The sequence below is a fragment of the Nocardiopsis sp. iso_237 genome (genome assembly GCF_056173345.1).
Genome location: NZ_CM149669.1, coordinates 5,349,598 through 5,363,699, shown reverse-complemented (window position 1 = coordinate 5,363,699; position 14,102 = coordinate 5,349,598). Strand labels below are relative to the sequence as shown.

Sequence of the window (14,102 nt, the reverse complement as noted above, 5' to 3'; positions counted from 1 at the left end):
GCGCCGCTCCGGCGCGGTCACCGACCGCTGTCGGCGCGCTCCTCAAGATGCTCGGAGATCAGGTCGCTCAGCTCGCTGAGGGCCGGAGCCGGGGCGCCGTAGGAGGGCGGCACGCTCAGCTCGACGTAGGCCTCGCGCTCGACCGCCGTGTACACGGTGGGGGCGTCCTCGGGCTGGGGAAGCCACGCCACGCCGTTGACCTCCTCCAGGATCGAGTCCATCTCCAGGGAGGAGGGCCGGGGCACGCCGCACCGCAGGCCGATGGGCGGGTCGCCCCAGGCCGCCATGACCTCCGACTCGGGTTGGACCGTCGCGCGGTCGGCGTCGAGCAGGGTGTCCGGGAGGTCCGCGACCAGCGCGGCACAGGCCTCGGCGGTCTGCCCGTCCGTCTCGGGGGGCTGCATCTGCACGGTTTGGCCGCCGCAACCGGCCGTCACCAGGACGACGGCGAGAGCCGCTCCGAAGTAGCGCTTGTGCACGGGCAACCTCGCTCCGTCGACTCGGTCGACCTCAGATGTTGACGATGGGACAGGTCAGGGTACGGGCGATGCCGTCCAGACGCTGGATGCGGGCGACCACGAGGGAACCCAGGGCGTCCATGTCCTCGGCCCGCGCCTGCACGATCACATCGTAGGGACCCGTGACGTCGTTCGCCTGGTCGACCCCCGCGATCCCGCGCACGCGCTCCGCGACCTCGGCGGACTGGCCCACCTCGGTCTGGATCAGGATGTATGCCTGCACCATGTTGACTTCTCCTTCGTGCCGGGCCGGAGGGGGTGGCGAGCGGACGCGGCCCCGGCCGGAGGGCACAGCCGATGACGAACGGATGAAACGTGGGGCCTGACCACGGGGTCTAGACCTCTGCGCCGGAGCGTCACCGTACCCTGATCTGTGTGTTGAGCACCATTGGGGGTCTTGGCGAGTTCGCTCTGATCGAGCGCGTGACGAGCCAATTCCCCAGGACGGACGACGTAATCCTCGGACCCGGCGACGACGCCGCGATCGTGGCCGCGCCCGACGGGCGTACGGTCGCGACCACGGACCTCCTCGTCGAGGGCCGCCACTTCCGACGGGACTGGTCCACCGCCCGCGACGTCGGGCACCGGGCCGTGGCGCAGAACTACGCCGACGTCGCGGCCATGGGCGCACGCCCCACCGGGCTGCTCATCGGCTTCGCCGCGCCCCCGGAACTCCCCCTGGCCTGGGCCGAGGAGTTCACCCTCGGGGTGCGGGACGAGTGCGCCAGGGCCGGGGGAGCGGTGGTGGGCGGGGACACGGTGGGATCGGACACCCTGACCATCGCCGTCACCGCCCTGGGCGACCTGGAGGGGCGCTCCCCGGTCCGCCGTGACGGCGCCAGACCCGGTGACGTGGTCGCCTACACCGGCCGTCTCGGCCTGTCCGCCGCCGGGCTGGCCCTCCTGGAACGGGGCGTCGACGGACCGGCCGAGTGCCTGTCCGAACACCGCAGGCCGAGCCCGCCCTACCTCGCGGGCCCTGAGGCGTCCCGGCTCGGGGCGACCGCCATGCTCGACGTCAGCGACGGGCTCGTCCAGGACCTGGGGCACGTCTGCCGGGCCAGTGGGGTGAGCGTCCGCCTGGAGTCGGAGGGGTTCCGGCCCGAACCCGCACTCCTCGAGGCCGTCCGTGTACTCGGGGCTCCGGCGGGGAAGGCTGAGGAAGCCGCCCGTCGCCTGATGGTGGCCGGCGGCGAGGACCACGCGCTCGCGGCGGTCTTCCCACCGGAGGTCGTGCTCCCGGAGCACTGGCACCGCGTGGGGACCGTGGGCGAGGCGCCGGAGGAGGACGGACGGGCCTCCGTCACGGTGGACGGGAACGTGGTCGAGCGCGGTGGGTGGGATCATTTCCGACGGGACTGAGCCCGTTTGGATTTGTCCCGTTTGGCGATGGCGCTAGGCTTTGCCATCGCGGTCAGCGTTGGTCTACGGACAGTGGTCCGGCCTCGCGGGGCCCGAACCCGCGGCGATCCACCGAGGTGAGAACCCTGGTCGGCGCGGCCGTCGGCCCAGGGTGAGCAGGGCGAGCGGAACAACGTCGGAGGGCGGCACATGGGGCGGCATGGCTAGGCGGCACGGCCATCGTCGTGGAGCCCACCGCAGCGAACCGGAGAACGCCGGGGCGCTGCGGCGGATCGGTGGACTCCTGGAGAGCACGGTGCCCAAGCGGGTCGAACCGCCGAGGCTGCTCAACGTGCTGGTCGTCTCCGGGGTGATCCTGGGGCTGCTCCTGTTCGGCTACAGCACCACACAGATCTACCTCCAGTTCGGCGGCCCTCCCGGCGCGACGGAGGCCCCCGGCCCGCAGGACGGGGCCGACCCCACCCAGGACGCCTCCCCGCGCCCCGACCGGGGCGGCGCCTCGTCGGGATCGGGAGAGGGGAACACCGGGCCGCAGACCCAGGCCGGGTCGGAACCCACGGCCGTCTCGTACCAGGTGCTGGAGGCGACGTCGGTCGGCTTCACCAGCAGGGTGACCGTCACCAACATCTCGCGGACCCGGCTCGACGCGTGGGAGCTGGCCCTGGCCTTCGAGAGCGCCGACGTCACCGAGGTCCACGACGCCGACTGGGAACCGCTGGAGGACGGCATCCTGGCCCGCCAGTCCGGGACCGAGGGGCACCTGGATCCCGGTGAGTCGGCCACCCTGACCTTCGACGCGATCGGCGTCTCCCAGAGCCCCGTGCGGTGTTCCCTCAACGGTCACGTGTGTGACCTGTAGCTCCGCTGCGCTGGCTCTGATCGCCACTCGCGTCGCACGCTTCACCCCGGCACCGGTTCCGGACAGCACGAAGGCCCCCCGACCGGAGTCGGAGGGCCCTTCGAGAACTACGGGTGGGAGGGGACCCTAGCGGGTCACCTTGCCAGCCTTGATGCACGAGGTGCACGCGTTCACACGCTTGGGCGTGCCGCCCACGCGGGTGCGAACGGTCTGGATGTTGGGGTTCCAGCGGCGGCGGGTGCGACGGTGCGAGTGGGAAACACTGTTACCGAACCCTGGTCCCTTGCCGCAGACGTCGCAGACGGAAGCCACGGTAACTCCATTCAAGTGCTCGGGATCGCGCACGTCGCCGCACGCGAGAGGTCATCCGGCCAGAGGAGGCCGGGTGGGCAGGCTGGCGAGGACGCCAACCGGGGAAGAGTACACGAAGGACATGCCCGAAGGTGAAATCAGACCACTGGCGGGCGTCCGTACGCGCAACGGCGGGGAACGGCGCGACCGAGGCCTCACACACCCACCGGAGCATCGAGATCAGCCACGCGGGCATGGCGAAAACGCGATGAACTCTGACGAGTATACCCCGGTTGGGACGGCCAAGCGTCAAGCTTGGCTTGACCCCGGTCGTCACACCGGAGGTCTACGGTGACAGGGACGGGCGACCCCACGAGGCCAGGACGGGAACCACAGTGAGCACCTGGGACGAGCCGCTGCGCAAAGGACCGCTCGGCGGCAGGACGGCGAAGGCACTCGCCGACAAACTCGACCTCCACACCCTCGGTGACCTGCTGCGCTACTACCCGCGCAGGTACGACCGCCGGGGCGAACTCACGGACCTCGCGCTCCTGCGCGAGGGTGAGGACGTCACCGTGCAGGCCAAGGTCCTGGACGCCCGGCGGCGCACCATCCCCGCCCGCCAGGGCCGCCGCCGCATGGACATGATGGAGGCCACCGTCACCGACGGCACCGGCCGCCTGCACCTGACCTTCTTCAACCGGGGGTCCCACCACCAGAACACCCTGGTCCCCGGGCGGCTGGCCATGTTCTCCGGCCGGGTCTCCACGTTCAAGGGCCGTCGCCAGCTCGACCACCCCGAGTACGTGCTCCTGGACGACGAGGGCCTCGAAGGCGAGGCCGCCCGCGCCTACGCCAACGAGCTCATCCCCGTCTACCCGGCGGTCAAGGGGCTGGACTCCGCCACCATCGCCCGGTCGGTCGGGGTCGCCCTGGACTACGCCGTGGACCTCCCCGACCCCCTCCCGCCCGAACTGCGCGACCGCAAGGGGCTCCTCGACGTCCACCGGGCGCTCGTCCAGATCCACCGGCCCGCCGAGTGGGCCGAGGTCGGGGCCGCCAGGCGCCGCCTGAAGTGGGACGAGGCCTTCGTGCTCCAGCTGGCCCTGGCCCAGCGCCGCCAGCAGGCCGAGGAACTGCCCGCCAGGCCGCGGCCCGGCGCGGACGGCGGGATCCTCGACGCCTTCGACGCCCAGCTCCCGTTCACCCTCACCGAGGGCCAGAAGGAGGTCGGTGAGCGGCTGGCCGAACGGCTGGACGCCACCCACCCCATGCACTGTCTCCTCCAGGGCGACGTCGGCGCGGGCAAGACCCTGGTGGCCCTGCGCGCGATGCTGCGGGTGGTGGACTCCGGCGGCCAGGCGGTCATGCTCGCCCCCACGGAGGTCCTGGCCCAGCAGCACCACCGCTCCATCAGCGCGATGCTCGGGGCGCTCGGCCGGGCCGGGCAGATCGACGGAGCCGACACCGCCACCCGCGTCGCCCTGCTCACCGGATCCATGAACACCGCCGCCCGGCGCGAGGCACTGCTGGAGGCCGCCTCGGGTCAGGCGGGGATCGTCGTCGGCACCCACGCCCTGCTCCAGGAGCACGTCTCCTTCGCCGACCTCGGCCTGGTGGTCGTGGACGAGCAGCACCGTTTCGGAGTGGAGCAGCGCGACGCCCTGCGGGAGAAGGCCCGGGACGGCCGCCCACACGTGCTGGTGATGACGGCCACACCCATTCCGAGGACCGTCGCGATGACGGTCTACGGCGACCTGGACGTGGTGGCCCTCACCCAGCTGCCCCAGGGGCGGGCTCCGATCTCCACCCATGTCGTCCCCGCCCATGAGAAGCCGCACTTCCTCACCCGCGCCTGGGAACGGGTCCGGGAGGAGGTGGGCCAGGGCCGCCAGGCCTTCGTGGTCTGCCCCCGGATCGGGGACGGCTCCGGCGGAGCGGAGGCCGGCGACGAGGTCGACACCCCGCCTGAGGACGCTCCCCCCGGTGCGCGGCCGCCGCTCGCGGTGCTGGACGTGCTGGCCCGCCTTCAGGAGGGGCCGCTGGCGGACGTGCGGGTGGAGGCCCTGCACGGGCGGATGGCCCCGGACGACAAGGAGGCGGTGATGCGCCGCCTGACCTCGGGCCAGACCGACGTGGTCGTGTCCACCACCGTCATCGAGGTGGGCGTGGACGTGCCCAATGCCACGGTGATGGCGATCATGGACGCCGACCGGTTCGGGATCTCGCAGCTGCACCAGCTGCGCGGCCGGGTCGGCCGTGGCCAGCTGCCCGGCCTGTGCTTGCTGGTCACCGAGGCGGAGGAGGGCAGCCCCGCGCGTGAACGGCTGGCCGCCGTCGCCTCGACCACGGACGGGTTCGAGCTGTCCCGCACCGACCTGGAGATGCGCAGGGAGGGCGACGTGCTCGGTGACGCCCAGTCCGGGGCGCGGTCGAGCCTGCGCATGCTCACGCTGGTCAAGGACGAGGAGCTGATCGGGGAGGCCCGTGAGGAGGCCACCCGCCTCGTGAGCGAGGACCCGGGGCTGACCGGTCACCCGCCGCTGGCCGACGCCCTGGCCGCATTGCTCCCCGAGGAACGCGCGGAGTACCTGGACAAGACCTGACGGCGGCTGCCCGCGCCCGTCGTCCACGGGAGGTCCCGGTGACGGACCAGGGTCTCTGACAGGGCGGTCCCCGGCTCGGTGCTCGTGGTGGCGGAGGCATCTCCCGGTCCGGCCCCTGCGGTGCTGTCCGTGCCGCGGCCCCTGTGAAGGGCCGGTGGCCCGTGGGGAGCGGGTGGCTGCGCGCACGAGGTGGCCGCTGGCGGGTCCGTTCTGGGCTCCGTGCTCATGTGACGGGGTCTCCCAGCCCGGCCCTGGGCGCGGGTGCGGTCCGGTGGAGAGCGAGCCGGTGTCCTTGGTCCACTGGAGTCGGACTCCCGGTTGTCCAGAAGGCTGTCGGATACCCGGCTGTGCACAGGGTGGGGCTCGGTCTCCACCGGCGGGCGGCGGTCCCGGCTCGGCGCTCGCGCGGCGGACTCCCGTTTGTCACAGGGGGTCGAATCCCCGGTTGTCCACAGGCGGGAAGGCCCCCACTGGCGTGCCGAGCCGCCCCGGTGTTGACTCGATATCGGGGGAGCCTCCTCCGCCAGCCTCGGCGTGCCCCGGGGCGCACTACCGTGGGGGCCATGACCCGCATCATCGCCGGGGCGGCGGGCGGACGGCGCATCTCCGCCCCCGACGGCCGCACCACCCGACCCACCAGCGACAGGGCCCGCGAGGCGCTGTTCTCCTCCGTCCAGTCCGACCTCGGCTCCCTCGACGGGCTCCGGGTGATGGACCTCTACGCGGGGTCCGGGGCGATCGGCCTGGAAGCCCTGTCTCGCGGGGCCGCGCACGCCCTGATGGTGGAGGCCGACCACAAGGCGGCCCGGGTGGTGAGGGAGAACATCGCCACACTGCGGCTCCCCGGGGCGGAGCTCGCCGCCGACCGGGTCGAGCGGGTACTGGCGCGCGGCAACCTCGCCGGCCCCTACGACCTCGTGGTGGCCGACCCCCCGTACGCGGTCACCGACGAGGAGGTGGCCTCGGTGCTGTCGGCCCTGGTCGAGCACGAGTGGCTGGCCCCGTCCGCGATGCTCGTGGTGGAGCGGTCCAAGCGCGGTGCCGAACCGGCGTGGCCTCAGGGGATCGAGCTGGACCGCAGCCGCAAGTACGGCGAGGCGATCCTCTGGTACGCCCGCACCACCGAGTAGATATCGGGCATACGCCACGTTTTCCGGCGCCGCGCGGGGGAAGGTTCAGACGACCCGGTGGGCTCGGCCTCCGCCGTGCCCGCGCCGGGTGTGAAAGCGGACACGGGGGACCGCTAAGTGGGAGTTGCCCGAAATGGGACGGGAGTGAGCCCCTACGATCGCTGTACCCGTGAGTAGTACCTGAGAGGGGCGATCCACCGTGCGCCGAGTCGTCTGTCCGGGCTCCTTCGACCCGGTCACCTACGGACACATCGACATCATCGGACGAGCCGCCAAGCAGTACGACGAGGTCATCGCCGCCGTACTCAACAACGTCAACAAGCGGGGGCTCTTCACCGTCCCCGAGAAGCTCGACATGCTCACCGAGGGCACCGCCGAGTTCGACAACGTCCGGGTCAGCGAGTTCGACGGACTCCTCGTCGACTTCTGCCGCGAGAACGGCATCGAGACCATCGTGCGCAGCCTGCGTTCGGTCAGTGACTTCGACTACGAACTCCAGATCGCGCAGATGAACTACCGGCTCTCCGGCGTGGAGACCGTCTTCATGACGGCCAACCCGCAGTACTCGTTCCTGTCGTCCAGCCTGGTCCGCGAGATCGCCCAGCACCGGGGCGACGTCTCCAGTCTGGTCACGCCCCACGTCCAGGCGCGCCTCAAGGAGAAGTACGCCGAACGCGCCCAGGGATGACCCCCGCCCGCGAGCGGCTTCGGGGGGCTGATTTGGGTGGTCGGGGACATGGTAGGTAGAATCTGGGTTCGACCATGGGCGTCGCCGGTCCTCGGCGTGCGCTCAGGCCGGTCAGCACCACCGCGACAGCCCGATCTGCACCATGTCGGCGGCCCGTGCCCGGCACCCGGAACACTCTCCTGAAAGCGCGATCACCCTGTCTCGTCTAGATGCCCGCGACCCGTACGTGGTCGACACCCGCCAGCTGGGCCGCCAGCCGGGGTCGATGCGTACCGTCAACCGAATCGTGACCGTCCCCGACGCGCTCGAGACGGCGATGGCCAGCGTGCCCAAGGGCCAGGAGATCGAGCTGGACCTGCGCCTGGAGGCGGTGATGGAGGGCGTCCTCGTCACCGGGACCGTCAATGGTCACCTCACGGCGGAGTGCTCCCGCTGCCTCGACCCCATCTCCGAGGAGCTGGAGGCGGGCTTCCAGGAGATGTACCGCTACGCCGCCGACGACGACGATGTGAGCGTCCGAAGCGACGAGGACGCGGACGGCGATGATGAGGACTACTATCTAGAGGGCGATCTGCTCGACCTCGAACCAGTGATCCGAGACGCCGTCGTGCTCGCGCTCCCACTCTCACCGCTGTGCGGCCCGGACTGCCCCGGCCTGTGCGCCGAGTGCGGTGTCAAGCTCGCCGACGCCGGGCCCGACCACGGTCACGGCGACGGTGTCGACCCGCGTTGGGAAGCGCTCCGCGACATCGCGGAGAAGCCCGACCAGCAGTGAGTCAGTGAACCGATCGCGTGTGGTACCCACAGGGAACCGCCGACGACCGGAGCACACCCTCCCCGCCACAGCGCGCGGGGTGACCAGATAAGCGACCTCCCGCGACCGCGGGGGTGACCCAGGAGGATTGAAGTGGCCGTCCCGAAGCGGAAGATGTCGCGGAGCAACACCCGGACCCGCCGTTCCCAGTGGAAGGCGTCGCGCCCGGTGCTGGTCAACTGCCCGCGCTGCCGTGACCCGAAGCAGCCCCACATCGCGTGCCCGACCTGCGGCACCTACAACAACCGCCAGGTCACCAACCCGGCCTAACCCGGACGTGCCAGGCTTCGGGCAGCTGCCCGATCCCGTACTCCCGGACATCATCGGGGCGGAACCCTCTGAGGGCTCCGCCCCGAAGTGCTGTCCGGGAACGGCCGTCCTGGGGGCCACTGTCCCCAGGGCTTTGTAGAGTGAACCCGACGGACCGTGGGAACACCCATGTTCCGTGGTGTCCGACACCGGTGATCCCGGTCCCACAGGGGCTCCCGAGATCGTGGTGGCCGCCGGGGGAGTGACCGCTCCCGCGACGATCACCTCGTTTTCGAGCGTCCTGGACGGGTCGGGGGACACCTCCACCTCCGCGCGCCGCCGCCGGCGCGCCCAACAGGGAAGCGAACTCGCGTGGCAAGTCAACTCTCCGTCTCCGAGGCCAGGTCCTTCCACCGTGCGATCGGGGTGGAGGTGGACCCGAAGATCCTGCTCCGGGCCCTGACCCACCGCTCCTTCGCCTACGAGAAGGGCGGTCTGCCCACCAACGAGCGCCTGGAGTTCCTGGGGGACTCCGTGCTCGGCCTCGTGGTCACCGACACCCTCTTCCGCAAGCACCCGGACCTGCCGGAGGGCCAGCTCGCCAAGCTGCGCGCCGCCGTCGTCAACATGCGGGCCCTGGCCGACGTCGCGCGCGGTCTGGGCATCGGTGAGTACATCCGGCTGGGCCGTGGCGAGGAGGGCACCGGAGGGCGCGACAAGTCGTCGATCCTCGCGGACACCCTGGAGGCGATCATCGGCGCGGTCTACCTGGACCGCGGCCTGGACACCGCCTCGGAGTTCGTGCACCGCCTCTTCGACCCGCTGATCGCCACGGCCTCCGGGCTGGGCGCCGGGCTGGACTGGAAGACCTCGCTCCAGGAGCTCACCGCCGCCGAGATGCTGGGCGTGCCCGAGTACCACGTGGACGAGAGCGGCCCCGACCACCAGAAGACCTTCCGCGCCACCGTGCGGGTCGCGGGCGAGAGCTACGGCCTGGGCGAGGGGCGCAGCAAGAAGGAGGCCGAGCAGCAGGCCGCCGAGTCCGCGTGGAAGGCCATCCGGGCCCGCGCGGACCGCGCCGCCGAGGAGGCCAAGGGCGGCTCCAGCGGTAACGGGCGGGGCTGAGCGGTGCCCGAACTCCCCGAGGTCGAGGTGGTCCGGCGCGGCCTGTCCGAGCACGCCGTGGGGCGCCGGATCGGCTCCGTCGAGGTGCTGCACACGCGCTCGGTCCGCCGCCACGTGCCCGGCCCCGCCGACTTCGCGGCACGGCTCGGTGGGCAGACCCCCACGGCGGTGCGCCGTCGCGGCAAGTACATGTGGCTGGTGCTGGACAGCGGCGACATGCTCCTGGCCCACCTGGGCATGAGCGGGCAGATGCTGGTGCAGCCCCAGGGCAAGCCCGACGAGCGGCACCTGCGGGTGCGGATGCCGCTGGACGACGGCAACGAGCTGCGCTTCGTCGACCAGCGCACCTTCGGGCACCTGCTGCTGGACCGCGAGGGTGAGCGCGCCGAGGTGCCGTCGTCGGTGGACCACATCGCGCTGGACCCGCTGGACGCCGCGTTCGTCCCCGAGGCGTTCGTCAGGGCGCTGCGGGCCAAGCGGACCGAGGTGAAGCGGGCGCTGCTGGACCAGTCGTTGATCAGCGGTGTGGGCAACATCTACGCCGACGAGGCGCTGTGGCGGGCCCGGCTGCACTGGTCCCGTTCCACGCGGGGGCTGTCCAACGCCCAGGCGCTGGAGCTGCTCGGCCACGTCACCGACGTGATGACCGAGGCCCTGGAGGTCGGCGGCACCACGTTCGACGGGTTGTACGTGAACGTCAACGGCGAGAGCGGCTACTTCGAGCGGGGGCTCAACGCCTACGGGCGGCGGGACCGGCCGTGCGGCCGCTGCGGCACGCTGATCGTGCGGGAGGCGTTCATGAACCGCTCCTCGTTCAGCTGCCCGAGCTGTCAGCGCACACGTTGACAGAAGCCTCACCGGTGCCCACACATGCAACGGTCACTCGCGTTCGTACGACTCGCCTCGACTCACTGCCGGGTGCGGACAGTGCCTGAACTCCCTGAAGGCGAGGTTGTGCGCCGGGACTCGCCCCGAAGCGCGGACGGCGGCAGCGACCCCTGGCCCTGATCCTGTCGGTGATCGACGCCGCGTCTGCCGAGCGGCCCTCTGGCGGACAGCGCGAACGCTCGAGGGGTCGGGCGACCGCACGCCTCCGCCCACGCCGAGCCCGGATCGGCAGGCCACGGCGGGGTGAAGGGCTCGGACGTTCCGTTCGTCATCGTCGGCCTCTCCTCTCCACCGTGTGCGTGAGTGCCGCCTCCTTGCGTCTGACGCAGAGGGTGACCAGAAGCAGTCCCACCGGTATGGCCGAGATGCTCACCGTGAGCGCGACACCAGGGTGGAACCAAGCGGGGAGGTCGGTGAACATGTCGCCGCCGAAGACGATCCCGCCCGACAGGATCGGTGTCAGCGCGAGCCCGGCCCACATGACGACGAAGCCGCAGCTCGCGAGGACGCTCCAGATTCGGGCGCGGAGCGCGCCGGGGCCCTCGTGCCGGACCGGTGCCAGCGCTCGACGCGCCACCGGTGGCCACCGGGTGACGAGAATGTCGTCGCTGTGGTCCGGGTCGTAGGTGGTGTGCCGGAACTGGACCTCGTGTCCGATGAGGCCGCGACCGCTGCCGGGCGTCGGCAAGGGGCATGAGATCCGCCGGTGGAGGGTTCCATGGCCCGGGACATCGGCACTGATGATCAGTTCGTCGGCCCCTTGCACGTCCTGGCCGGGTGCGTCCTCGATCCGGTCGTCGATCGTCCCGAGGGCGAGATGTCCCACGGCGAGCTCACTCTCGCTCGGCGCTGGGCGCGGCTCCGGTGGTGGAGTGAACTCACTGACGATCGCTTTCCAGACGCGTCGGAGCAGGGCCGGGCGCCCGTTCACTGCTGATCCCGGTCTCGCCGCGGCGCGTCCTCGTCGACGAACGCGACGAACAAGATGTCATGGAGGTCGTCGGGGTCACCGGTGTTGTGCCGGAAGCGCACTGTTCTTCCTTCCCGTTTCGCGGGTGCCCGCGGCTCGTCTCTCCGGTCGATCTCGCGCAGGAGGGTCGTGCCCTCCGGCAGTTCGGCGCTGACGAGGAGGCGGTGGGTCGTGAGGCCGTCGGCGTCCTGTGGGAGGGCGACGGTCTCGACGACCCGGCCCAGGAAGAGGCGTCCGTCCGCGAACTCGCCCTCCTCTCGGCGCTGCTGCGCGATCAGGGCTCGAACCTCCGTTTCGAGTCTTCACGGAGGAACGGCGATCCCGGCCCTGGTGTGACCGGACCGCTTTCGCCTCCGAGTCGGACGCCGTCGAGCTTGTAGCCGTCGCGCCAGACATCGTCGTGCGCCTCGGTGAGGAAGACGACGGAGTTCGCGAGTCTCGGGTCGCGGAAGGCGTAGACCTGCCAGGTCGTGCCCGGCGTGAACTCGCCCAGCCAGGAGTCGTCGATGAGGTCGGCCAGCTCCGCGTCGTGCTTCTCGCCGTCGGCGCCCCGGTAGCGCACAGTGATGCCCTGCCTGCCCTCGGAGTCCTCAGTGTTGAGCGTCACCCGCGCCGACCGTGGCGTCCGGTCCAGTGCCGGGAGCGGCTGTCTCGTCTGTAGCCGCATTCCGAGGGCCGCGATCGCCGTGAAGACCACTGCTCCGACGCCAGGGACGGCGAAGGACCACTCGGGAAGGGTGCCCGGGCCGAGCCAGAAGACGTAGGGGATGCCCGCTGCCAGTGAGATGGTCATGGCGCTCCACCCGAACGCGGTGAGCGCTTCCCCCACCCACACCGCTGCGGGCTCACCCGCGCGGAGGCTGCGCCACGGGTCGATGGCGAGCCAGACGGTCATGACCAGGCCGAGCCCGAGTCCGAGCCACACCATCGTCAACCGACCCCAGTCGCTCAGTGACAGCACCACCATGCCGCCGACGATGACGATGGAGCCGATCACGATGAGTGCGATGAGATGTTCGAGCCAGAACGGCACCTTGTCGTCTTCGCCGTAGACGACGGTGTGCTCGGAGGAGGTGATCCTGGCTCGCTTGCTCAACGCCTGTCCTTTCCGCGCTGCGAGCGCCGCTTCTTCCTGTCGGGCCAACCGGCGAAGCGCACGTCGTCGACCTCCTCGGGGTCGAGCGTGTTGTGGAGAAACCGCATGCGGTCCCCGACGTGACGCTCGAACCCTTCCCCCTCGACGTGCAATCGACGGCGCAGCGTTGCCCCGTTCGGGAGCTCGGCACTGATCCGGAGGTCGTACCAGGTCTTGTCCTCGCCGCTGCCGGGATGTTCGATCGCCCGATCCAGTGTCCCCACGGTCACCCAGCCGTCGGCGAAGCAGGCTTCCTCGCGCCGCCGAGTGGCGATCAGGTCCGCGACGGTCCCGCACGCGGTCACGCCGATCGCGACGCCCCAGATCCACCAGTACGGGTCCGGGCGGTTGTTGTCAGTGGCACTGGACCAGACGGCCACCGCGATCGACGCGAACGATGCCAGGACGATGAGCGCGATGCCCACCAGGATCGTCGTCATGCCGAGGGTCTCGACCTTCGACCAGCGCCGGATTCGTGCGCGAGTCTCGGGTGTGCGCGCCGCGGCCATCCATCCCCGGGTCTGCTCGTCGGTCGTGAACAGGGACTGTAGCGAGACGGTGATCTCACGTGTGATCATGGCGTGCTCCCTCCCGCTTTCCGGCGGAGTCTGCGACGAGTCCTTTCGAGCTTCTTCGGCACGGGGACCGGTGTGACGATCACGTCGCCGTCACCATCCTGCGGCTCGGTGATGAGCATCCACGCGTGATCGGCGGTCGCGCCGGCGGTCGCGGAGACGGGGAGGTGGAGGAGGAAGTAGCCGCCCGCGGCCTCAGCACCGAACAACGTGCTTGAGGAGATCGGACCCGAGCCTGCGGGAGGCAAGCCCGCCCGCGCGAGCCACTGCTCGAACGCGGCGTGGATCCGCGCGGCCCGCTGGTCGTCGATGCGGTGGTCGAGGGCGATGTAGGTGGCCCAGCTCGCTTCACCGTCATAGTCGAGGGACGCCCGGTGGATCGAGTGCGCGATCCCGCTCTCGAAGATCCGCTCGTTCTCGACACGCAGGTCCCGCTGAATGCTCAACCGCAGGACAAGCACGCAGACAGCGACGAGCAGCCACATGCCGACGCCGATCCACGCGAGCCACGGCACCCACCCGGGCCAGGAGTCGTGGCTCTCACCGTTGATCGTGATGTTCCAGCCCGCGCCCGTCGGATCCGCGACCGTCTGCTGGATCAGGAACCCGAGCCCGGCGAGGGCGAGCAGTACCCAGAACACCGGCGCGTAGACGAGTTCGACGCGGCGCGAATCCTCGCTGCCCGCCCATGCGGTCACTTCTTCGACCGACTCCGGCTGCGGGACGTCGTCAGGGCGGGGGATCCGCGGACACGGCGACGCCGGAACGCTCGCGCAGATCGCGGATGGATGACCGGAAGACGTGTCAACCCTCCTGCTCTGGTCCATGCCGCCTTCTTTCTCTTCCGGTCAGGGTCGCCACGAATGCAGTTGTCTGTCGTACCGATGCGCAT

16 protein-coding genes are annotated in these 14,102 nt (G+C 70.8%); 9 read left to right on the top strand and 7 right to left on the bottom strand.

Annotated features, from left to right (window positions below):
• Nucleotides 1–17 precede the first annotated feature (17 nt).
• Together AC0VYM_RS24185 and AC0VYM_RS24180 are read right to left on the bottom strand one after the other, a co-directional pair.
• On the bottom strand, nt 18–479 hold the full coding sequence (locus AC0VYM_RS24185) for a DUF3515 domain-containing protein (protein WP_475463198.1): 462 nt from the start codon (nt 477–479) through the stop codon (nt 18–20).
• A 31-nt stretch (nt 480–510) separates the two neighbouring features.
• Nucleotides 511–744, bottom strand: coding sequence for an Lrp/AsnC family transcriptional regulator (locus AC0VYM_RS24180; protein ID WP_378740929.1), 234 nt, complete (start codon nt 742–744; stop codon nt 511–513).
• A 149-nt stretch (nt 745–893) separates the two neighbouring features.
• Between AC0VYM_RS24180 and AC0VYM_RS24175 the strand changes: the two genes are divergently transcribed.
• Together AC0VYM_RS24175 and AC0VYM_RS24170 are read left to right on the top strand one after the other, a co-directional pair.
• The gene (locus AC0VYM_RS24175; protein ID WP_475455866.1) at nt 894–1,880 is read left to right on the top strand and encodes a thiamine-phosphate kinase; all 987 of its coding nucleotides are present in this window, start codon (nt 894–896) and stop codon (nt 1,878–1,880) included.
• A 199-nt stretch (nt 1,881–2,079) separates the two neighbouring features.
• Nucleotides 2,080–2,739 (top strand): cellulose binding domain-containing protein, encoded by a 660-nt coding sequence (locus AC0VYM_RS24170; protein ID WP_475455864.1) that lies wholly within the window; start codon nt 2,080–2,082, stop codon nt 2,737–2,739.
• Between the two features lie 126 nt (nt 2,740–2,865).
• Here the strand turns inward: AC0VYM_RS24170 and rpmB are convergent, their stop codons facing one another.
• A complete protein-coding gene (gene rpmB / locus AC0VYM_RS24165) occupies nt 2,866–3,051 on the bottom strand; it encodes a 50S ribosomal protein L28 (RefSeq protein WP_013151263.1) in 186 nt (61 codons plus the stop codon).
• Nucleotides 3,052–3,425: 374 nt separating this feature from the next.
• On the opposite strand from rpmB, the gene recG reads away from it, so the two are divergent.
• From recG to mutM, 7 genes are all read left to right on the top strand, one after another.
• Nucleotides 3,426–5,636 carry an ATP-dependent DNA helicase RecG gene (gene recG / locus AC0VYM_RS24160; RefSeq protein ID WP_475455862.1) on the top strand — a complete coding sequence of 737 codons (2,211 nt, stop codon included), beginning with the start codon at nt 3,426–3,428 and terminating at the stop codon, nt 5,634–5,636.
• A gap of 563 nt (nt 5,637–6,199) precedes the next feature.
• The gene (gene rsmD, locus AC0VYM_RS24155; protein WP_475455860.1) at nt 6,200–6,766 is read left to right on the top strand and encodes a 16S rRNA (guanine(966)-N(2))-methyltransferase RsmD; all 567 of its coding nucleotides are present in this window, start codon (nt 6,200–6,202) and stop codon (nt 6,764–6,766) included.
• Nucleotides 6,767–6,965: 199 nt separating this feature from the next.
• Nucleotides 6,966–7,454, top strand: coding sequence for a pantetheine-phosphate adenylyltransferase (gene coaD, locus AC0VYM_RS24150; protein WP_475455858.1), 489 nt, complete (start codon nt 6,966–6,968; stop codon nt 7,452–7,454).
• A gap of 226 nt (nt 7,455–7,680) precedes the next feature.
• A complete protein-coding gene (locus tag AC0VYM_RS24145) occupies nt 7,681–8,229 on the top strand; it encodes a YceD family protein (RefSeq protein ID WP_475463196.1) in 549 nt (182 codons plus the stop codon).
• A gap of 132 nt (nt 8,230–8,361) precedes the next feature.
• A complete protein-coding gene (gene rpmF / locus AC0VYM_RS24140) occupies nt 8,362–8,538 on the top strand; it encodes a 50S ribosomal protein L32 (RefSeq protein WP_013151268.1) in 177 nt (58 codons plus the stop codon).
• A 351-nt stretch (nt 8,539–8,889) separates the two neighbouring features.
• Entirely contained in the window at nt 8,890–9,642 is a 753-nt protein-coding gene (gene rnc / locus AC0VYM_RS24135) for a ribonuclease III (RefSeq protein WP_475455856.1), read from the top strand.
• 3 nt (nt 9,643–9,645) lie between these two features.
• Nucleotides 9,646–10,488 (top strand): bifunctional DNA-formamidopyrimidine glycosylase/DNA-(apurinic or apyrimidinic site) lyase, encoded by an 843-nt coding sequence (gene mutM / locus AC0VYM_RS24130; protein ID WP_475455854.1) that lies wholly within the window; start codon nt 9,646–9,648, stop codon nt 10,486–10,488.
• A gap of 310 nt (nt 10,489–10,798) precedes the next feature.
• On the opposite strand, the gene AC0VYM_RS24125 is transcribed toward mutM, so the two are convergent.
• From AC0VYM_RS24125 to AC0VYM_RS24110, 4 genes are all read right to left on the bottom strand, one after another.
• Nucleotides 10,799–11,356, bottom strand: coding sequence for a hypothetical protein (locus AC0VYM_RS24125; protein ID WP_475455852.1), 558 nt, complete (start codon nt 11,354–11,356; stop codon nt 10,799–10,801).
• 418 nt (nt 11,357–11,774) lie between these two features.
• On the bottom strand, nt 11,775–12,596 hold the full coding sequence (locus AC0VYM_RS24120; protein WP_475455850.1) for a hypothetical protein: 822 nt from the start codon (nt 12,594–12,596) through the stop codon (nt 11,775–11,777).
• Nucleotides 12,593–13,213: a hypothetical protein gene (locus AC0VYM_RS24115; protein ID WP_475455848.1), complete on the bottom strand. Its 621-nt coding sequence runs from the start codon at nt 13,211–13,213 to the stop codon at nt 12,593–12,595. The genes AC0VYM_RS24120 and AC0VYM_RS24115 overlap by 4 nt, the downstream gene beginning before the upstream one ends.
• Nucleotides 13,210–14,037 (bottom strand): hypothetical protein, encoded by an 828-nt coding sequence (locus tag AC0VYM_RS24110; RefSeq protein WP_475455846.1) that lies wholly within the window; start codon nt 14,035–14,037, stop codon nt 13,210–13,212. Before AC0VYM_RS24110 ends, AC0VYM_RS24115 begins: the two co-directional genes overlap by 4 nt.
• Nucleotides 14,038–14,102: the final 65 nt, after the last annotated feature.

Coding starts and splice junctions, on each gene's coding strand:
- AC0VYM_RS24110 (WP_475455846.1), bottom strand. CDS start 14,037: ATGGACCAGAGCAGGAGGGTTGACACGTCTTCCGGTCATCCATCCGCG.
- rsmD (WP_475455860.1), top strand. CDS start 6,200: ATGACCCGCATCATCGCCGGGGCGGCGGGCGGACGGCGCATCTCCGCC.
- AC0VYM_RS24170 (WP_475455864.1), top strand. CDS start 2,080: ATGGCTAGGCGGCACGGCCATCGTCGTGGAGCCCACCGCAGCGAACCG.
- AC0VYM_RS24115 (WP_475455848.1), bottom strand. CDS start 13,213: ATGATCACACGTGAGATCACCGTCTCGCTACAGTCCCTGTTCACGACC.
- AC0VYM_RS24180 (WP_378740929.1), bottom strand. CDS start 744: ATGGTGCAGGCATACATCCTGATCCAGACCGAGGTGGGCCAGTCCGCC.